Source organism: Propionicimonas paludicola (genome assembly GCF_002563675.1).
GTDB classification, from domain to species: Bacteria; Actinomycetota; Actinomycetes; order Propionibacteriales; family Propionibacteriaceae; genus Propionicimonas; species Propionicimonas paludicola.
This window is the reverse complement of sequence record NZ_PDJC01000001.1, coordinates 1,294,460-1,312,069: the sequence shown is the minus strand read 5'-3', so window position 1 is coordinate 1,312,069 and position 17,610 is coordinate 1,294,460. Positions and strand designations below refer to the sequence as shown.

Annotated in this window: 21 protein-coding genes; 13 read left to right on the top strand and 8 right to left on the bottom strand. The window is 68.1% G+C overall.

Annotated elements, in window-relative coordinates; translation table 11 throughout:
- Positions 1-3 precede the first annotated feature (3 nt).
- The gene (locus ATK74_RS06050) at positions 4-519 is read right to left on the bottom strand and encodes a hypothetical protein (RefSeq protein WP_143483576.1); all 516 of its coding nucleotides are present in this window, start codon (positions 517-519) and stop codon (positions 4-6) included.
- 184 nt (positions 520-703) lie between these two features.
- Here ATK74_RS06050 and ATK74_RS06045 point away from each other — a divergent pair, with 184 nt between their 5' ends.
- Entirely contained in the window at positions 704-937 is a 234-nt protein-coding gene (locus tag ATK74_RS06045) for a DUF7455 domain-containing protein (protein WP_098460190.1), read from the top strand.
- Between the two features lie 57 nt (positions 938-994).
- Here the strand turns inward: ATK74_RS06045 and ATK74_RS06040 are convergent, their stop codons facing one another.
- Positions 995-1,327 (bottom strand): excalibur calcium-binding domain-containing protein, encoded by a 333-nt coding sequence (locus ATK74_RS06040; RefSeq protein WP_098460189.1) that lies wholly within the window; start codon positions 1,325-1,327, stop codon positions 995-997.
- A 173-nt stretch (positions 1,328-1,500) separates the two neighbouring features.
- Between ATK74_RS06040 and ATK74_RS15320 the strand changes: the two genes are divergently transcribed.
- A complete protein-coding gene (locus ATK74_RS15320) occupies positions 1,501-1,644 on the top strand; it encodes a GPGG-motif small membrane protein (protein ID WP_169923754.1) in 144 nt (47 codons plus the stop codon).
- A gap of 54 nt (positions 1,645-1,698) precedes the next feature.
- On the opposite strand, the gene ATK74_RS06035 is transcribed toward ATK74_RS15320, so the two are convergent.
- Both ATK74_RS06035 and ATK74_RS06030 read right to left on the bottom strand, forming a co-directional pair.
- On the bottom strand, positions 1,699-2,148 hold the full coding sequence (locus ATK74_RS06035) for a hypothetical protein (protein ID WP_143483575.1): 450 nt from the start codon (positions 2,146-2,148) through the stop codon (positions 1,699-1,701).
- Positions 2,149-2,279: 131 nt separating this feature from the next.
- Positions 2,280-3,311 carry an ice-binding family protein gene (locus ATK74_RS06030; RefSeq protein WP_169923753.1) on the bottom strand — a complete coding sequence of 344 codons (1,032 nt, stop codon included), beginning with the start codon at positions 3,309-3,311 and terminating at the stop codon, positions 2,280-2,282.
- A gap of 82 nt (positions 3,312-3,393) precedes the next feature.
- Between ATK74_RS06030 and ATK74_RS15315 the strand changes: the two genes are divergently transcribed.
- The gene (locus ATK74_RS15315; RefSeq protein ID WP_169923752.1) at positions 3,394-3,645 is read left to right on the top strand and encodes a hypothetical protein; all 252 of its coding nucleotides are present in this window, start codon (positions 3,394-3,396) and stop codon (positions 3,643-3,645) included.
- Positions 3,646-3,712: 67 nt separating this feature from the next.
- On the opposite strand, the gene ATK74_RS06025 is transcribed toward ATK74_RS15315, so the two are convergent.
- Complete coding sequence (locus ATK74_RS06025) at positions 3,713-4,144, bottom strand: hypothetical protein (RefSeq protein WP_143483573.1); 432 nt, start codon at positions 4,142-4,144, stop codon at positions 3,713-3,715.
- Positions 4,145-4,787: 643 nt separating this feature from the next.
- Positions 4,788-5,465 carry a PAQR family membrane homeostasis protein TrhA gene (gene trhA / locus ATK74_RS06020; protein WP_098460185.1) on the bottom strand — a complete coding sequence of 226 codons (678 nt, stop codon included), beginning with the start codon at positions 5,463-5,465 and terminating at the stop codon, positions 4,788-4,790.
- 241 nt (positions 5,466-5,706) lie between these two features.
- Between trhA and ATK74_RS06015 the strand changes: the two genes are divergently transcribed.
- From ATK74_RS06015 to ATK74_RS06005, 3 genes are all read left to right on the top strand, one after another.
- On the top strand, positions 5,707-7,071 hold the full coding sequence (locus tag ATK74_RS06015) for a sensor histidine kinase (RefSeq protein ID WP_098460184.1): 1,365 nt from the start codon (positions 5,707-5,709) through the stop codon (positions 7,069-7,071).
- A complete protein-coding gene (locus ATK74_RS06010; protein ID WP_098460183.1) occupies positions 7,068-7,715 on the top strand; it encodes a response regulator in 648 nt (215 codons plus the stop codon). The genes ATK74_RS06015 and ATK74_RS06010 overlap by 4 nt, the downstream gene beginning before the upstream one ends.
- Positions 7,716-7,790: 75 nt before the next feature.
- Positions 7,791-9,563 carry a hybrid sensor histidine kinase/response regulator transcription factor gene (locus tag ATK74_RS06005; RefSeq protein ID WP_098460182.1) on the top strand — a complete coding sequence of 591 codons (1,773 nt, stop codon included), beginning with the start codon at positions 7,791-7,793 and terminating at the stop codon, positions 9,561-9,563.
- Here the strand turns inward: ATK74_RS06005 and ATK74_RS06000 are convergent.
- Positions 9,546-10,481 (bottom strand): AraC family transcriptional regulator, encoded by a 936-nt coding sequence (locus ATK74_RS06000; RefSeq protein ID WP_098460181.1) that lies wholly within the window; start codon positions 10,479-10,481, stop codon positions 9,546-9,548. The genes ATK74_RS06005 and ATK74_RS06000 overlap by 18 nt on opposite strands.
- A 177-nt stretch (positions 10,482-10,658) precedes the next feature.
- Between ATK74_RS06000 and ATK74_RS05995 the strand changes: the two genes are divergently transcribed.
- The 5 genes from ATK74_RS05995 to dhaK all read left to right on the top strand — a co-directional run bounded on the left by ATK74_RS05995 (position 10,659) and on the right by dhaK (position 15,133).
- Positions 10,659-11,630: a carbon-nitrogen hydrolase family protein gene (locus ATK74_RS05995; RefSeq protein ID WP_098460180.1), complete on the top strand. Its 972-nt coding sequence runs from the start codon at positions 10,659-10,661 to the stop codon at positions 11,628-11,630.
- Positions 11,631-11,858: 228 nt separating this feature from the next.
- Entirely contained in the window at positions 11,859-12,716 is an 858-nt protein-coding gene (locus tag ATK74_RS05990) for a class II fructose-bisphosphate aldolase (RefSeq protein WP_098460179.1), read from the top strand.
- Between the two features lies 1 nt (position 12,717).
- Complete coding sequence (locus ATK74_RS05985) at positions 12,718-13,470, top strand: HAD-IA family hydrolase (protein WP_098460178.1); 753 nt, start codon at positions 12,718-12,720, stop codon at positions 13,468-13,470.
- Entirely contained in the window at positions 13,467-14,102 is a 636-nt protein-coding gene (gene dhaL, locus ATK74_RS05980) for a dihydroxyacetone kinase subunit DhaL (RefSeq protein ID WP_098460177.1), read from the top strand. The genes ATK74_RS05985 and dhaL overlap by 4 nt, the downstream gene beginning before the upstream one ends.
- 35 nt (positions 14,103-14,137) lie before the next feature.
- Positions 14,138-15,133: a dihydroxyacetone kinase subunit DhaK gene (gene dhaK, locus ATK74_RS05975; protein WP_098460176.1), complete on the top strand. Its 996-nt coding sequence runs from the start codon at positions 14,138-14,140 to the stop codon at positions 15,131-15,133.
- A 100-nt stretch (positions 15,134-15,233) separates the two neighbouring features.
- Here dhaK and ATK74_RS05970 read toward each other — a convergent pair whose 3' ends face one another.
- Positions 15,234-15,824, bottom strand: coding sequence for a cytidylate kinase-like family protein (locus ATK74_RS05970; protein WP_098460175.1), 591 nt, complete (start codon positions 15,822-15,824; stop codon positions 15,234-15,236).
- Positions 15,825-15,905: 81 nt separating this feature from the next.
- Here ATK74_RS05970 and ATK74_RS05965 point away from each other — a divergent pair, with 81 nt between their 5' ends.
- On the top strand, positions 15,906-16,520 hold the full coding sequence (locus ATK74_RS05965; protein ID WP_098460174.1) for an SAM-dependent methyltransferase: 615 nt from the start codon (positions 15,906-15,908) through the stop codon (positions 16,518-16,520).
- A gap of 22 nt (positions 16,521-16,542) precedes the next feature.
- Positions 16,543-17,571 carry a zinc-dependent alcohol dehydrogenase family protein gene (locus ATK74_RS05960; protein ID WP_098460173.1) on the top strand — a complete coding sequence of 343 codons (1,029 nt, stop codon included), beginning with the start codon at positions 16,543-16,545 and terminating at the stop codon, positions 17,569-17,571.
- The last annotated feature ends 39 nt before the right edge of the window (positions 17,572-17,610 follow it).

Below are 17,610 nucleotides of genomic sequence, written 5' to 3'. Positions count from 1 at the left end.
AGGTCAGCAGACGGAGTTGGTCGGGGCCAGGATGTAGACAGTGGTCGACTTTGCGACCGTGCTGAGGGGACCCCACCAGTCAGACACGAGGACCCCGCCGCGAAGGCTCCCCTTCGCGGCGGGGTCAGTCAGTCGGAGACCGATCACCAGGGTCACCGTGGCTCCCGGCGGCACCGTCCGGGGCGTCCAGGACGAGGGGATCAGCGCAGGATCGTCCTGCGCCCCTCGCGGTCCGGGCTCCTCGTCCAGCAGGAAGCGTCCACCGATCACCGAGATGCCTGCTGCCTGATCGGGGGCGAACCCGACCAGGGTCACCGGACGCCCGGAGTCGTTCCGGAAGACATCCCAGCCGAACAGAGCTTCGCCGCTCGGGTTCGCCGGCACACACAGCTCGAAGCCTTCCGACACCGTGCTCAGTGTCGGTCGCGAGACGGTCATGGCGACGATCACTCCACCGACCAGCACGACGCAGGCCGCGATCAGGAAGGCCAATCGAACCGCCAGGGGACGTCGCCTCACCGAGACCTCCTTCGCCGCACGTCGTGTCGACGCTAACCAAAGGACGCCATCCGGTCTGCCAGTTCGCAAAGTCGTCCTCCATCTGACCGGGCCACGCGGACGACGACGTAGGCTTCCCGATGGAAGCCGACATCCTTTACCGTGAAGATGAGCCCCGCGCCGGCACCAGGACGAGGCAGCCAATATGGGCACCTACGATGAAAACCTGCGGGGAGCAGCGCCTCCGGTCGCCAACTTCGCGGCCGGCGAGTCCGCCTCGCGGAGGGACACCTGCGACCTGTGCGTCGCCCCGTCGGTCGCCGTTGTCGTGATCGGCGAGGAGCCATCTGCGTTGTCGCTGCAGTTCTGCGGGCACCATCTCACGCAGCATCTGGCCAAGCTCACCGATGGCGGACACCAAGTGCTGTTTCACAAGTAGTGCCGTACGTGTGGCTCTGCGTGCGACGACCGCAGCACGACGCGCTTCAGTGAGCCATCACTTCTTCTCGCAGGCGACCCCGTCCTTGTCCCGGTCGAGGTCGCTGCGATAGCGGACGATCTTGTTGTACAGGCTCGTTGAGCGCTTGAAGGTGGTCACCGGCTTGGTCTTGCCACGCACCTTGTCGCGGGCATTCGACTTGCCGACGCCGTGCGGGTAGACCTTGTGCAGGGCCGTGCAGTTGGCGAACTTGTACTTCGCCGCAGTGGGAAAGACGATCGCAGGCGCGGTTGTCGACTGTGCTTGCGCCGAAGGTACGGAGAAGGCGAGCGACCCGGCCAGGAGACTGGTCGAGGCCGCGATGGCGACGATGATCCTTCGGACGTCCATGAATGCTCCTGGGTTGGGGAGTTGGCCCCACCCACGGTAGGTCGCCAGGGTTCGGCCGTCCACGAAAGACGGTGAACCAGCCGGTTTCTGACCGCTGATTTCGGGTAATCGATAGATGTCGGACGCCATCGCAGGATGGACGTCCCGGCGCACTCGAAGGAAGGGAGTTCACCATGGCAACACTGTTGTGGATCCTGGCGGCCGTGCTGGTCGTGTCAGGGGTTTTCGCGATCGTCCGCAAGCAACTGCTGTGGGGCATCGTCTTGATCATCGTCGGCCTCGCAGTCGGCCCGGGCGGGGTGAGCCTCTTCACCTGATCTGCCGCCCCACGCCTGGACTCCAGGCCAGTGACACATCCCAACCCGACCGGTTCAGCCGGTCGGGTTGGCTGTGTACAGCAGGTGGATCGTGGCGTTCTTGCAGGCGTCCTGGTTGGTGGTCTTGTTGCGCAGACCGATGGACGCGCCGGCGAACCGCACTGACTCGTGCGGCTTGAGCGTCCGGTGGACCGGCATCCGCGGGTTGATCAGGATGTAGTCACTGGCGTTGCAGCTCTGTGCCGGCGCGCGAGGGCTGGGCGTGACCGAGGTGATCTCGACCTCGACAATGAAGATCGTGGTCTCCTCGCTGCTGTTGTTCAGAACGCGTCCTGCAATCGGCACCGGGGGAACCCCCGGTGCGAGGTTGTCCATGGTGGACGTCTGAGTGACCGTCAGGGAGTTGTTCGAGTTCACACAGTCGGAGTAGTCGGCCTGGGCGAGGGTCGCCGGAGCCAGAAACGCGGTACCTCCGACCAGGAGACAGACAGCGATCAGAAGCACTGCCCGGCCAGCCCTGCGTCGCTGGCGGAGAATCACCAGGAAGGCCGAACCGCCGATGATGCATGCGAAGGCGATGATCAGCAGGAGCGCAACGCTTCCTCCAACCCCGGTAAACGCAAGCGGGTCACAGTTCACCACGAGCGTGTCGCAATCGCCATGACGACACTTGCGAGCGTGATGACCGGCGTGGGGCCTGGGGTCGGCTCGGCTGTGGTTGGCTCTGCCGTCGGCAGGAGGCCAACGGTGGGGGTGGATGGGTCTGTGGTGTCCGACGGAGTCGGGCTCGGCTCCTCGGAGGCGGACGAACCGGGTCCGCTCGGCCACGCGGACGGCGCTTCGGTGTCGGTGGCAGCCGGGCTGCGCGGAGCCACGCCGATCAGGTTGGCGGCAGAGAGGCTTACTGAGCTCAGCGACAGTGCCCGGCCGCTCAGGGTCGTCCGCTGGCCCAGGGTGATCGCACCATTGGCCAGGATGGTGCCCGTCAGGTCGGAGTCTGAACCGGTCTGCACAGTGCCGGCCACCCGCCAGAAGACATTCGACGCCTGGGCGCCGTTGACGAGGTGCACATTGCTTGCGGCTGCGGTCTGGAGCGTCGAGTCAGAGCTGAGGACGAAGACCGCGGACGCGTCGCCGACGGCGTCCAGCGTCAAGGTTCCGGTCAGCTGAAGCCCGTCGTCGCTGTGGTAGCTGCCGGGAGTCAGGGTGACTCCACCCAGCTGGGCCGGAAGGTGGCTGCCCGTGCTGCGCCCGTCGAGATCCCGGGCAGCACTGCGTGCTGCGGTCATCGCTGCCAGCGAGCTTGCGTCGTTGAGGTGGATTTCTCCAGCCACGGAATCCGCCAGGAGGCCATCTGCGGAGGCGCCCGGGCTCACCCCGAGGTCGCCGCTGATGCTGGACTGGCCGGTGTTGACGACGTCGGTTCCGGCCAGGACCGAGTAGTCGCGGGAGGCCCCAAGATCTGGGCTGGCGACCGGCTGCGGGGTGACGTCGCCGGAGACCAGCAGTTCGCGGCTGGGCCTGCCTGCCGCGGTCCAGGAGCGGTACACCGCGGTCACGACGAAGGTGGAGGAGCCCGGAACCAGTGCGGTGTCGATGCAGCTCAGGCCGGCGATCAGCGCGTCGGGCCCACTGTGGCAGGCGGGGCTGGCGGTGCTCCCGTGCATGCGGATGACGTAGTACCCCGTCGGCGCGAAGCCGGTGCCGCCGCGAGTCCAGGACAGCGCAACGCTCGAGTGCTCACCCTCGATGACCGATGGGGCAGATGGCGCGGCGAGGGTCGCGGTCTGGCCGCTGGCTGTCGCTGAGCCGGCTGCGCTCCAGCTTGCCGACGCCGGGGTGGCTGATGCCGATACTGCGGTAGCGGTCATGAGCAGGCCGGTGGCCGCCATGAGTGTCAGGCGGCGAAGGCTCGTCACCGGCTTGGGTGATGTGGCCACGATGGGCAGCTTCCTGCTGGCCGGATGCGGCAATGGCGCGCGGGCTCCGGGAATGGGGTGACAAAGGCGGCTTCGCCCCGCGACGTGCTGCGTGTCTGCAGTACGTCGCGACGCGATCCGTTCAGGCCTTACGAGGCGACGAAGTACAGCGGAACTACCTGGCCTTGGCAGTCGTCCTGGTTGGCGCCGGTGTTGGTCAGAGTGACCGTCGCGACACCGGGCACGCTTGCCCCGGGAGCGATGGCGCCCGCGACCGGAGCGGTGCTGATGGTTGCGGTGTAGTCCGCGAGGAGACAGGTGCCGGTGGGCACCCAAGCGGTGCCGGTGGCATCGGCGATCGCCACGGTGACAGCAGTGGGGTACTGGGTGCCTTCACCGGAGTTGGTCACCGAGAAGTTGATGGTCTGGCCGGCGCTTCCCGGGGAGAGAGTGCCGACCGCGGTCTCGCTGGTGATCGTCAGCGCGACGCTCTGGCCCGTGGTCGCCGAGCCGACGCCGCTGCCGATCGAAGTCCAGTACGCGTAGGCGACACCGGCTCCGGTGATGGTGAGGATGCTCACCAGGAAGACTGTGAGGCGCTTCCTGCCGCGCGTGATTGTGTTGGCCATTATGGCCTCTCTTGATCCAATTGCACTGACCTGCTGCTGCGACACAATGCACCGAAGCGGCAATTTCCCGAATTTCGGGCCGTCCTGCCCAACGTAGCACGTGTTTCAATTGTGAGGATTTGCTCAATAGTTGCTTGTGATGGGCCTGCATTTTCGCGATTGCGAGCCGGAATGCTCCATAAGGTGACTCCGGTCGCAGGGTCTCGTGCGGGATCGGGTCCTGCTCGGAGCGCAGACCGACTGCCGGTTGGGGCAGTATCGCGTTGGAGCGCACCAATCGTCCGCCCGCACACAATCAGGCAATCCCGAATGGGGGCGGGTTAGGAGTTATCCTCTGGGCGGGCAGTGGGGGTGGGGCAAATTGTGGGAAATTGCGAGGATCACTACATCTGCCACACTAGCCGCACCCGCGCGGAAGTCCTATTTTGAGCGTAATTCCCGGCTTCCGGCACGGCTGGTGCTCATTTCCACCTGCGGGCCGGTCGGCGCGCGCGGTGCCGCCGCGAATCAGTCCCCAGTCGGAGATACCCATTGCGTGGCGGCACGCTGCTCACTCGGAATGGCTGGGCTGACCTGAGGCGACCTCGGGCCAGCGTCAGGCGGGAAGCACGTACAAATAGAGGAGCAGGTAGTGCAGCAGCGCGGCCACGATCACCAGCACGTGCCACAACTCATGGAAGCCGAAAACTCCTGGCCACGGGTTCGGCTTCTCGATCACGAAGATCACGAAGCCCACGCTGTAGACCACGCCCGTGGCGATCATCAGCGCCAGCGCACCCGGAGGGAAGCTCACTCCGGCACCCAGGAGCAGGACGGTCATCCAGCCCAGAGCGATGTAGAGGGTGTTGGTGAGGTACTTCGGCACCTGCCGCCATACCGAGCGCAGCACAATCCCGATGGCGGCGATCACCCAGAACCCGCCCAGCACGGCCCAGCCGTAGGTCGTCCGGAAGTGGACGAGGACCAGGGGAGTCACCGAGCCGGCGATCAGCAGGAAGACCGAGTCGTAATCCAGGGTGCGCAACACCTCATTGAGCCGGGGGCTGCCGTTCAGTCCGTGATGCAGCGCGCTGCAGGTGAACAGGCCGATCACCGAGAGCGCATAGATCGCCAGGCCCACGATCTTCCAGGGATCTCCTTGGGCACCGGCTTGGGCCAGCAGTAGTCCCGAGCCCATCACCGCGAAACAGGCTCCGGCCAGGTGTGATGCAGTGTTGATCCGCTCGTCCGTGACATGGATGCTGCCGTCCTTGCTGGTCTGAACCGACTCCACCGAACCGCCTCCCACGGGGCGTTTCCCGGACGGGCAGACCCGGATCGGGGCCCGCGCTCAACGCCTGCGACAAGTCTATCGGTGGGTGGTCCTGCCCAGCTCCGGATCCGCTCCGGCCGTCGGCGGCCGCGTCCACCCTGACGGCGGGGGATAACCCCACCACAGACTCGGGGGAGCACGGGCTTCAAGGCGTCCCTCCGGGCCAATAGGTTGGTCTCGATCCCGAACGAGAGACCGACCGATGAGTCACGACCGACCTTCCAACAACGACAACCTCGTCCGCTCCGCATGGCGCGGTGTGGGCGGCTCCACCGGCTACCTGCTGGCCAGCTTCTTCACCTCCCTCCTGACCTACACAGTGCTGTGGACGGTCTTCTCGGTAGGCCTCAGCCTCGCCGTTCTGGTTACCGGGATCCCGATCATGGCCTTCGCACTGCACCTGGCCCGCGGCTTCGGTGCCACCGAACGCGGGATCCTGGGCTGGACCGGCCTGCCCGCCATCGAGCCGCCGGTCTGGCCGGACACCACGGGGCAGTCGACCTGGCGACGCAGCCTGACCCTGCTCCGCTCACCGCATCATTGGAGCCACCTCCTCCACGGACTGCTGGTCAGCCTGGTGGTCAGCACAACCACCTTCTCGCTCACCATCACCTGGTGGGCCATGACCTTCGGCGGCCTCACCTATTGGTTCTGGCAGGGCTTCCTGCCGGCCAGGGAGACCGCAGTGGACTGGCCGGGTTGGCTGGCCGCTCACGTGTGGTACCTGCAGGGCTGGAGCTCGTCCGCCGTGGAGATCGGCGTCTACACAGTGGGTGGCGTCCTGTTCGGCGTCACTCTGCCCTGGGTGATCAAGGGTTTGGCCCGGATGCAGTACACGATCTCTGCGGCCATGCTCGGCCGCTGGCCCTCGGACGACCTGAGGGCGCGCGCCATCGCCGAAGCAGCCGGACGCCAGTCGGCAGTCCACGCCGAGGACACCGCGATGCGCCGCCTCGAGCGTGACCTGCACGACGGCCCGCAGCAACGCCTGGTCCGGCTGCAGATGGATCTGGCCACCGTCGAGCGGCGGGCCGCGTCCGGCGACGCCGAGCAAGCCGTCGAAGTGGCCAAGCAGGCCCAGCTGCAGGCCAAGGCCGCACTGGACGAACTCCGGGCACTGTCTCGCGGAGTGGCTCCGCCACTGCTGGCCGACCGTGGTCTCCGCGCGGCTCTGGCGGCACTGGCCGAAGAGAGTCCGGTGTCGACCCATGCTCGTCTCGATCCGGCGATCGACGCCGCAGTGAGCCCTGAGGTGGCCCGCGCCATCTACTTCATCGCGGCCGAACTGCTCACCAACGTCGCCAAGCACGCCGGTGCCGACTCCGCTCAGCTGGTGGCAGAGGTCAGTCCCGGGCTGCCGTCGCGACTCCTGCTCTCGGTCAGCGACGACGGACGCGGTGGTGCCGAACTGCGCACCGGCCACGGCCTGTCCGGGCTGGACGAGCGGGTCCGCGGGTTGTTGGGCGAGCTCACCGTGGAGAGCCCTCCCGGTGGCCCGACCCGAGTGGCGGTCGTCCTGCCTCTGACCGACGTCGTCAGCGCAGCCGCGCCGTATCCTGAGGCGTGACCGAACTGCGGGTGATCCTGGTTGAGGACTCCGTCCTGCTGCGCGAAGGCCTGGCCCGACTCGTTGTCGAGGCCGGGCATCGCTGCGTGGCGGCCCTAGGCGATGCCAGCCGGTTAGTGCAGGCCGCGTCAGACCAGAAGGCCCAACTGGCCATCCTGGACGTCCGGCTGCCACCGACCTTCCGCGACGAGGGGATCAAGGCCGCACTCGAGCTGCGCCGACAGCTGCCGGAGGTGGCCGTGCTGGTGCTCAGCCAATACGTCGAGACCGTGTACGCCAGGGAGCTCCTGGCCGATGCCCGCGGCGGGGTCGGCTACCTGCTCAAGGACCGGGTCACTTCGCTGGACGAGTTCGCCGACGCCATCACTCGGGTCGCCGCCGGCGGTACCGTGCTGGATCCCGAGGTGGTCCGCAAGCTGCTGGCCGGCTCGTCCGACCCACTGGCCGGCCTGACCGTCCGCGAACGCGAGGTGCTGGCCCTGATCGCCGAAGGACACAGCAACTTCGGCATCGCCGAGAAGCTGGTGATCGGCACCGGTGCGGTGGAGAAGCACGTCACTTCGCTGTTCGCCAAGCTCGGCCTCAGCGAGGACGCCGCCGACCACCGCCGGGTGCTGGCCGTCCTGGCCTACCTGCAGCGCTAGCCGAGGCGAAGGTTTCGCACCTGGTCAGCCGCTGGTTCCCGCGCCTAGGCTGGAAGCAGCTCGGCGGAGGTAGCAATGACGCACACCGACCCACGGCCCCCAGTGGCCTTGGACGACGCCCTGGCCGCGGTCGCCAATGACCTCGCCGGGGAGTTCCAGCTGCAGCGACTGCTGGAACGGATCCTGCGCAGTGCAGTGGAACTGCTCGGCTGCACGAGTGGCTCGCTGTGCCTGATCGACCAGGCCAGCCAGACCTATCGCAAGGAGATCGATCTGGAGGAGGGCTGCCAGACCGGTACCGTCTTCCCCCTGGTGGAAGGCTGCACCGGAGCCGTCGCCAGAGCCGGGAAACCGGTGATCTTCGAGCGCTACTCAGAGATCGGCAAGGGCCACATCGGCCCTGACGAGCCACGCTTCCATCGTGGGGTGATCGGGGTGCCGATCCGGCTGCGCGCCGATCTGATCGGCGCCTGCATCGTCTTCGCCGCCTCCGACGAGCGGCGCTTCGATGCGGCCGACGCCCAACTCCTGCAGCGCTTCGCCACCCACGCGGCGATCGCCATCGCCAACTCTCGGCTGCACCAGGAGGCCTCGGAACGGGCCAAGGCCGCCGCCATCGCCGCCGAGCGTGAGCGGGCCATGCTCGAGGTCCACGACAGCATCGGACGCGGTCTGGCCACTGTGGCTCTGCAGATCGGCCAGGCGTATGCGGCGGTCAGCAGGGGAGAGGATCCGCTGCCGGCGCTGACCCAGGCCCAGCAAGCTGCCCAGGAGACCATGAACGAGGGCCGACGCGCCGTCTGGGGGCTGGGCCCGGCCGGGCTCTCCGGACGCACCCTCGACCAGGCTCTCGAACTCGAACTGGAATGGGTGCAAGCCACCTCGGGGCTCAGCCCGACCTTCCGGGTGTTCGGCGACCCACTGCCACTGGGCCGAGAGGTGGAGACCCAGGTGGTCCGGATCGTCCAGGAGTCGCTGGCCAACGCCGTCCAGCACGCCAAGGCGTCCATGCTGCGCCTGGGCCTGGTCTACGGCGCCGACGGCATCGCAGTGATCATCGAGGACGATGGCTGCGGGTTCGATACCGCCGCAGTTGCCGACAAGGGGGTCGGGCTGTCCGGGCTGGTCACCCGCGCCGCGCAGGTCGGCGGACGGGTCCGGATCGACTCCACTCCCGGGTGGGGCACCCGGATCCGCGCCGATCTGCCGTATCGAGCCGATCTCAGCGGCGCAGGGGAGAGCCCGCGGCTGCGGGTCGTGGTCGCCCATGACCTTCCGGCCATGCGGGCCGGTCTGGTTCGGCTGCTGGATGCCAGCGAGCCCGGCGTCCAGGTGGTCGCCGAGGTGGACGAGCCGGCCGCCGCCGTCGAGGCCATCAGGCTGCTTCGTCCCGATGTCGTGCTCGCCGGCACCGGCCTGGGCAGCGGCTCGGCCGCACAGTGGCTGTCCCGGCTGCATCGAGCCGCTCCCGGAGCTGCAGTGATCGGGATCGTCGACCCCGGCGCACCGGAGTCTGAGCTGCGGGAGTGGGCCACCTTCGGGGTGCGCGGCTTCGTCCAGTCCGACGTGGACGCCACCACCCTCGGCCGGGCCGTGGTCGGCGTGGCCCGCGGTGACGTCTTGGTCTTCGGCGAGATGCTGGCCCAACTCGGCGGCGCTCCGATCATGGACGGGGAGCGGCTGACCGATCGCGAGCTCGAAGTGCGCCAGCTGGTCGAGCAAGGGCTGCCGGACAAGCAGATCGCCAGCCGGCTGGGCATCTCGGCCAAGACCGTGGAGAAGCACGTCAGCGCCATCCTGCGTAAGCGGGGTGTGCGCTCCCGCACCGAGCTACTCGCTCGGGTGTGAACCCGGCCGAACCTGGTTCTGGCGCCGGTACTCGCTGGGGGTCAGTCCCCATTCCCTGCGGAAGCTGCGAGTGAAGACCGATGCGTCCTCGCTGCCACAGAGCACCGCGATGTCCGACAGCGGCAGCCGGGTGGTGGCCAGCAGATGCCGACCACGGTCCAGTCGAGCCTCCCGCAGATGGGCGGCCGGAGTGGTTCCACGCTCGGCGAAGACGTTGTGCACTGTCCTGATCGACACCCCCTCCTGTTCGGCGAGGCCGGCGACGTCCAAGCGCGGATCATCGAGGCGCTCATGAATGATCCGTTCGAATTCCGCATACAGCTCGGCGTGGTTGCGTCGACGCCCCGATCGGCGTCGATCCGGTCGCAGTGCGGAAGACAGGATCTCGGTGGCCACGTCGAGCGCCTGTGCGACGTCGGAGAGGACCGGCCGGGGTGAGAACAGCGAGCGAAGGACCCTGGTCATGGTCCGCAGCGCGGGATCCCGGCGCAGCGGCAGCGGACGGGCCACCAGCGAGTCCAGAACGTCCCGCCGCAGTCCCAGACGCTCGCTCGGGACTTGCATGATGGCCACCTCGGCGGGCTCCGGAAAGCTCAGCTGGTAGGCCGCGCGAGTCAGGTAGAGGACGCCGCTGCCCGGGCCGACCCGTCCCTGTCGTCCGTCCTGCTCCACTCGGCTGGTGCCCCTGACCTGCACCGAGAACAGGGCCAGGTCCGCGGGCGACGTCTCGATCAAGTCGGCCGTCCGGGAGACCCGCCCGCTGCCGCTGCGCACGACGGTGACGCCACTCTCGCCGTCGCCGTGATGCTCCATCGATCCGCGGAACGCGTGCAAGGTCGACTCGATCCGAACCGGCACGAAGGTGGCGGAGGCGAGGCTCTCCCATTCGCTCGCGGTCGCCACGGTGTGGATCGGCATTCCACCACGATGCCTGCCAGAGGTGACGCCCGCAGCGCAGCGAGGTGAACTTCGTGTTTCACAGCGCGCTGATGCACGAAATGCACAACCTCGTGCGGGATCTGTCTGCCGGATGGGTCCTGATCCGCACTAGCGTCCGGCGGTGTCCCCCCTACTTCCACAGAGAGAAGGATCGTGATGGCATCCATCCGCGTCGCGGCTGTCCAGGCCGAGCCTGCTTGGTTCGACTTGGCCGCATCCACCGAGAAGACGATCGCCTTGATCGCACAAGCGGCGGCGGGAGGTGTCGCGCTGGTGGCCTTTCCGGAGACCTGGCTGCCCGGTTACCCCGGCTTCATGTGGTTCCAGAATGTGCCCGAGCAACTCCCTATGATCGCCCACTACCGGGCGAACTCCGCCGAAGTCGGCGGCCCGGAGATCGCCGCGATCCGGGCCGCAGCGGCCGAGCATCAGATCATGGTGGTCCTCGGCTTCAGCGAGCGCGACCACGGCTCGCTGTACATGGCCCAGCTCATCATCGGCAACGATGGCGAGATCCTGCTACACCGCCGCAAGCTGAAGCCGACCCATGTCGAGCGCGCCCTGTTCGGCGAGAGCGACGGCTCCGGCCTGCAGGTGATCGAGACGGCGCTGGGCCGGCTCGGCGCACTCAACTGTTGGGAGCACATGCAGCCGCTGGTGAAGTTCGCCATGTATGCCCAGCACGAACAGCTCCATGTCGCCGGCTGGCCGGGCCTGGCCGATGACGGTGAGGCTTTGTTGCCGCAGCTCTCCGGGGGTGCCTGCCTGGCCCTGAGCCGCAGCTATGCCCTCGAAGGCAGCTGTTTCGTCATCGTCCCGAAGATGCTGCAGCCCGGCGAGGCGGACCGCGATCCCGGCCACGGTCTGTCGGCGGTGGTGTTCGGGCCCGACGGAGAGACCGTCTCCGAGGCGGTCGATCCGCGGGTTGAGGGCATCGTCTACGCCGATCTGGACCTCGCGGGCGTCGCATTGGCGAAGGCGTTCGCCGATCCGGTGGGTCACTACAGCCGTCCGGACCTCTTCACGGTGAGCATCGATCGGACGGCGCGCCGGGTGGCCGATCTTGGTCCGGACCCTGTGCCCGAGCCGATCCCGTCCGACCTGAGCGCCGAGCCTCAGCCCGCCTGACCATCGCCGACCACTCGTCCCTGGTCCACCGCACATCCCAGTGGACCAGGGTTCGAGGGTGCCTGCCGACAGCTCCGGCTCGACGGCCGGTCGGCGGTCCCCGGTCGGGTGGGGACGAGCGGCGTCCCCCAGACCGACCCCCACCTCGGCTGGGGGGAAGACCCCATTCCGGGTGACCGGGCGCATGCCTAGCCTCGAGACAGGACTCACTGTCGAGAGGAGCCAATGATGGCTGTCCAGTCACTCGCCGAGATCCTTGCCCCTGCCTTCGACCAGCGCTACGGCGTTCCCGCGATCAACATCGTCAACGACCTGACGATGGAGAACGTGCTCGCCGGCGCGGTCGAGGCCGGGTCGCCGATCATCTTGCAGACCTCGGTCAAGACCGTCCGGTCGATCGGGGTGAACACCTTGTACCAGATGTGGAAGGCCATGACCGCGGGCATCGAGGTGCCCTGCGCCCTGCATTTGGATCACTGCCCGGACCGCCAGGTGATCAGCGACTGCCTGGCCGCTGGCTGGACGTCGGTGCTGTTCGACGCATCCCAGCTGCCCGTGGAGGAGAACCAGCGCCAGACCATCGAAGTGGTGGCCGAGGCGCGCCGCTATGGCGCCCAGGTGGAAGGCGAGATCGAGTCGATCACCGGCCAGGAGGACGGCATCGGCTCCGATGACGAGTCGCGCCGGCAGGGCCTGGACGTCCAGCTGCGCTACCTGGAAGCCACCGGAGTGGACGTGTTCGCTCCGGCCATCGGCAACGCCCACGGCACCTACAAGCGGGCCCCGATCCTGGACTTCCAGCGGGTATCCGACCTGGTCGCGGCCCACCCGGTCCCGATCGCCCTGCACGGTGGCAGCGGGCTGTCGGTCGAACAGTTCCACGACTGCATCGCCCGCGGCTGCGCCAAGGTGAACATCTCGACGGCGCTGAAGGAGACCTTCATGCAGTCGAGCCTGGCCTTCCTCAAGGAAGCCGAAGCCAAGGGCAAGTGGGATCCGCCGTCGCTGTTCAGTTCGGTCGGCGAGGCCGTCCGCGCCATGACGGTCTACTACGCCGGCGTCTTCGGCAGTGCCGGGAAGGCCTGAGATGCCGGCCCTGATCTTCGACTGCGACGGGGTGCTCGCCGACACCGAACGGGACGGGCATTTGCCCGCCTTCAACGAAGCCTTCGCCGAGTTCCGCCTCGACCTTCACTGGGACGTGCCGACCTACGCCGAGAAAGTGAAGATCGGTGGCGGCAAGGAGCGGATCGCATCCGACCTGCCGCCGCGGGCCGACACCGACGAGGTGGTCAGGGGCGTACACAAGCGCAAGACCGAACTCTTCCTGGACCGGGTCCGCGACGGCCTGCTGCCCGGGCGTCCGGGGATCCACCGGCTGATCGCCGAGGCGCTACAGGCAGGCTGGACGGTCGCCGTGGCGTCCACCTCGGCCGAGGCGTCGGTCCGCGGAGTGCTGGAGCATGCGGTCGGTGCCGCGCTGGCGGCCCGGTGCCACGTGTACGCCGGTGACATCGTGGCCGCCAAGAAGCCGGCCCCCGACATCTACCTGCTGGTGCTGCGCGACCTCGGCCTCGACCCCCGCGAGTGCATCGTGGTCGAGGACTCCGGCATCGGCCTCCAGGCGGCCCTGGCCGCAGGCCTGACCACGGTGATCACCGTCAGCACCTTCACCGCCGAGGACGATTTCGCCGGTGCCGCCCTGGTGGTCGATCACCTCGGCGAGCCTGGCCAGCCGTCCATCGTGATCTCCGGGCCAGCCGACCTGGCCGACGGTTTCGTCACCCTTTCCCACCTCGAGAGCCTGCTCCCGAGCACCCAGCAGGAGGAACCCAGATGAGTGGATCCATCGCCGACGTAGAGTTCGTGATGCGCAATCTCGCCGAGAACATCGTCGCTAATGAGCAGTACTTCGGGGAGCTCGACGCGGTCGTCGGGGACGGTGACTTCGGCTACTCCCTTGCCCGCGGGTTCGAGATCGCCCTGGCCGGCTGGGACGACTTCGATCGCAGTGATCCCGGCGTCTTCCTCACCAAGCTCGCCGCCGCCGTTTCGGCGAGGATCGGTGGAACCTCCGGCCCGATCTGGGGCACCGCCATGCTGCGGGCCGGAGTGCAACTGAAGGAGCACCCACAGATCGAGGGTGCCGACGTCGTCCGCGCGCTGCGGGCGTCTATCGAGGGCATCAAGACCCGGGGCCAGGCTGACGTGGGTGACAAGACCCTGCTGGACGCCCTGGTTCCGGCCGTCGATGTCCTCGAGGCCGAGATCAACGCCGGCTCCAGCGCCAAGCAGACCCTGGTCGCGATGGCCGAGGCCGCGGACGTGGCCGCGGAGAACACCAAGACGATGCAGGCCATGCGTGGCCGCGCGTCCTACACCGGCGAACGGAGCATCGGGTCGGTCGACGCCGGCGCGAAGGCGGTCGCCGTCCTGCTCGCCGCCCTGGCCGAAGCCTGGCCCCAGAACTGATCCAAGAAACGGCAACACAAAGGAAGGCCGAACCCATGAAGAAGTTCGTGAACGATCCCAAGCAGTTCGTCCCGCAGATGCTCAAGGGCATCGCCTTGGCCAACCCCGACACGATCACCTATGTGCCGGAGTACAACCTGATCATGCGGTCCGACGCGCCCAACCACAACAAGGTCAGCATCGTCCAGGGCTCCGGCTCCGGCCACGAACCGGCCCACGTGATGGTGGTCGGCCCCGGCATGCTGGACGCCGCCTGCCCCGGTGACGTCTTCGCCGCCCCGCCGAGCGACTACGTCTACCAGACCGCCAAGATCGTGGCCTCGGACAAGGGCGTCCTGCTGCTGGTCAACAACTACACCGGCGACCGGATGGCCTTCGAGATGGCTCAGGAGATGGCCGAAGCCGACGGCATCAAGGTCACCACCTTGTTCATCAATGATGATGTGGCCGTGCAGGACTCCACCTGGACGGTCGGCCGCCGCGGCGTGGCCGGCAACTTCTTCGTGATCAAGGCCGTCGGCGCCAAGGCCGAGCAGGGCGCGTCCCTGGAAGAGGTCAAGGCAGTCGGCGAGAAGGTGAACTCGGTGACCCGGACCATGGGCATCGCGCTGACCGCGTGCACACCGCCGGCCAAGGGCAGCCCGCTGTTCGAGCTGGGCGAGGACGAGATCGAGGTCGGCGTCGGCATCCACGGCGAGCCCGGACGGCGTCGCGCCAAGCTGGTCAGCGCCGACGAGATCGTCGACGAGCTGCTGGGTGCCGTCGTCCCGGACCTGCCCTACGGCTCCGGCGACCGGGTGGCCTTGATGATCAACGGCCTGGGTGGCACCCCGATCAGCGAGCTGTACCTGCTCTACGGCATTGCAGCCGAGAAGCTGGCCGGCATGGGGATCACCGTGGCCAAGAGTTATGTGGGCGAGTACTGCACCAGCCTGGAGATGGCCGGCGCATCCCTCACCCTGGTCAAGCTCGACGACGAGATCGAGGCACTGCTCGATGCCCCGGCATCGATCGTGAACCGGATCTTCTGACAGTGTTCCGGGTCGGGGCTGCCGTACCCCCCGATCGGCAGCCCCGAACCGCGCCCCTCCGGACGAGTCCGGAGGGGCAGTCCCGAGCGGCCGGGCTGCCTCAGCAGCTGGCCAGGATGGCGTCCGCGCAGTCGCGGTAGCTCAGTCGCGCCGAGTTCAGGCACAGGTCGTAGCTGTGCGGGTCGCCGAACTTGGTGTCGGTGAAGAACTGCTGGTAGCGCCGACGACTGCGATCCATCCGGGCGATGTGCGCATCGGCGTGCTTGGGATCCACCCCGTCTACGGCGATGGCGCGGGCGATCTTGGCCTGGCGATCGGTGCTGTAGATGAACACGCTGCGCATCCGCAGGCCCTGGTCGGCCAGGATCCGGTCGGCGCATCGGCCGATGAACACCGCCGGGGCCCGCTGGGCAGCACACACGATCACCTCGGCGATGCTCGAGTAGGCGCGGTACGGCAGGGTCATCAGTTCCGGATCGGCGGTGCCGAGCATGGTGACGTCGAAGAACTGACCGCCGACCACCTGCTCATCGAAGCGGGCCAGCAGTTCGGCAGGGGCGCCCTGTCGTTCGGCGGCCTCCTGGAGGATCCGGGTGTCGTAGAAGTCCATCCCGGTTCTCTCGGCGATGATCCGGCCCACCTCCCGTCCGCCGCTTCCGAACTCACGGTTGATCACTATCGAACGGTCCATGGCCAGCTCCTTCCGCAACGGGCTACTTCGAACCTACCCCCGGCCGGGCCTAGCATGAGCCCAACCTCGGAAGGATTCGCGATGACAGCAGCTCAGTTCTGGGAAGAGCGCTACGGCGACCGTCCGGTCTGGTCGGGCAAGGTGAACGTGTCGATGGCCGGGCTGGTGGCCGGACTGCCCACCGGACGCGCCCTGGAACTCGGCTGCGGCGAGGGCGGGGACGCGCTGTGGCTGGCCGAACAGGGCTGGCAGGTCACCGCTGTGGACATCTCACCGACGGCGATCACTCGCGGACGAGCCATGGCCGTCGAGCGTGGCCTGGCCGACCGGGTCGAGTGGATCGCCGCCGACCTCACCAACTGGGTGCCCGAGGGTGCGTTCGACCTGGTCACTGCCAGCTTCCTGCAGTCTCCGATCGAGCTGGAGCGGGCCGCCATCCTGCGCCGAGCAGCCCAAGCGCTGGCCCCCGGAGGTCATCTGCTGCTGGTCTCACACGCAGCCGCGCCGCCGTGGGCCAGCGGGCTGCATCACGGCCACGCCGAGTTCCCGCAGCCGGCCACCGAACTGGCTCTGCTGGGCTTGCCGGCCATCGGTTGGCAGATCGTGGTGGCCGAGGTGCGTCGGCGGCCCGCGGTCGGCCCGGACGGCACAGCCGCCGAGCTCGACGACACCGTGGTCCTGGTCCGGCGCGACTGACCCGATCTGATAGAACCCCGGCATGCGCGCCATCCAGTACTCGCAGATCGGTCAGTTCCCTGAGCTCGTCGAGCTACCCGAGCCGGACTGCCCCCGCGACGGCGCCGTGCTGGCCGTCCGGGCCACCGGAGTGTGCCGCTCGGACTGGCATGCGTGGCGCGGCCACGACCCGGTGCCGCTGCCGATGGTGCCCGGCCACGAGTTCGCCGGCGAGATCGTCCGGGTCGGCCCGCTGGTACGTGGTTTCAGGGTGGGTGACCGGGTCACCGCGCCCTTCGTGAACGGCTGTGGCGGCTGCCGGGAATGCCTGGCCGGCGACGCCCAGGTGTGCCCGAACCAGACCCAGCCCGGCTTCACTCATCCGGGCTCCTTCGCCGAGCAGGTGGTGGTTCGGCAGGCCGACTTCAACCTGGTTCGGCTGCCTGACCAGGTGGATTACGTGACCGCGGCCGCCCTGGGTTGCCGCTTCGCCACGTCCTTCCACGCACTCACCAGGCAAGCCCGGCTGCAAGCAGGGGAGTGGCTGCTGGTGATCGGCTGCGGCGGGGTCGGGCTTTCCGCCGTGATGATCGGTGCGGCCCTCGGCGCCCAGGTGATCGCCGTCGACCCGTCCCCGGCCGCCCGGGACCGGGCCGGCGCACTGGGCGCCGACCACACGCTGCCGTCCGCAGATCCGGAGCTGATCGCCGAACTCAGCGATGGGGGAGTGCAGGTCAGCCTGGACGCCCTGGGCTCGTCCGCCACGGCCTCGGCCGGGGTGCGCAGTCTGCGCCGGCGGGGACGACACGTCCAGGTCGGGCTGATGCTCGACAGTCATGCCGACGCCGGCCTGCCCTGGGGTCCGGTGGTGGCCCGAGAACTGCAGGTACTCGGCAGCCACGGGATGGCGGCGTCCGACTATCCCGAGCTGCTGCAGCTGATCGTGGACGGTCGGCTGGATCCCTCGGTTCTGGTCGGCAAGGTCGTGGAGCTCGAGCAGGCCGGGGCAGAACTGGCCGCCATGGACGGCCCTGCGCAGACCGCGGGCCTGGTGGTGGCCCGGGTGAGCTAGCCCGGAAAGGTGGGCGCCGCCGACTAGGGTGGCGGCATC

Coding starts and splice junctions, on each gene's coding strand:
- ATK74_RS15315 (WP_169923752.1), top strand. CDS start 3,394: ATGACCGATGGGGCAGATGGCGCGGCGAGGGTCGCGGTCTGGCCGCTG.
- ATK74_RS06030 (WP_169923753.1), bottom strand. CDS start 3,311: ATGCACGGGAGCACCGCCAGCCCCGCCTGCCACAGTGGGCCCGACGCG.
- ATK74_RS05995 (WP_098460180.1), top strand. CDS start 10,659: ATGGCATCCATCCGCGTCGCGGCTGTCCAGGCCGAGCCTGCTTGGTTC.
- ATK74_RS06045 (WP_098460190.1), top strand. CDS start 704: ATGGGCACCTACGATGAAAACCTGCGGGGAGCAGCGCCTCCGGTCGCC.
- dhaK (WP_098460176.1), top strand. CDS start 14,138: ATGAAGAAGTTCGTGAACGATCCCAAGCAGTTCGTCCCGCAGATGCTC.
- dhaL (WP_098460177.1), top strand. CDS start 13,467: ATGAGTGGATCCATCGCCGACGTAGAGTTCGTGATGCGCAATCTCGCC.
- ATK74_RS05985 (WP_098460178.1), top strand. CDS start 12,718: ATGCCGGCCCTGATCTTCGACTGCGACGGGGTGCTCGCCGACACCGAA.
- ATK74_RS06005 (WP_098460182.1), top strand. CDS start 7,791: ATGACGCACACCGACCCACGGCCCCCAGTGGCCTTGGACGACGCCCTG.
- ATK74_RS06040 (WP_098460189.1), bottom strand. CDS start 1,327: ATGGACGTCCGAAGGATCATCGTCGCCATCGCGGCCTCGACCAGTCTC.
- ATK74_RS05990 (WP_098460179.1), top strand. CDS start 11,859: ATGGCTGTCCAGTCACTCGCCGAGATCCTTGCCCCTGCCTTCGACCAG.
- ATK74_RS05965 (WP_098460174.1), top strand. CDS start 15,906: ATGACAGCAGCTCAGTTCTGGGAAGAGCGCTACGGCGACCGTCCGGTC.
- ATK74_RS06015 (WP_098460184.1), top strand. CDS start 5,707: ATGAGTCACGACCGACCTTCCAACAACGACAACCTCGTCCGCTCCGCA.
- ATK74_RS05960 (WP_098460173.1), top strand. CDS start 16,543: ATGCGCGCCATCCAGTACTCGCAGATCGGTCAGTTCCCTGAGCTCGTC.
- ATK74_RS05970 (WP_098460175.1), bottom strand. CDS start 15,824: ATGGACCGTTCGATAGTGATCAACCGTGAGTTCGGAAGCGGCGGACGG.
- ATK74_RS15320 (WP_169923754.1), top strand. CDS start 1,501: ATGGCAACACTGTTGTGGATCCTGGCGGCCGTGCTGGTCGTGTCAGGG.
- ATK74_RS06000 (WP_098460181.1), bottom strand. CDS start 10,481: ATGCCGATCCACACCGTGGCGACCGCGAGCGAATGGGAGAGCCTCGCC.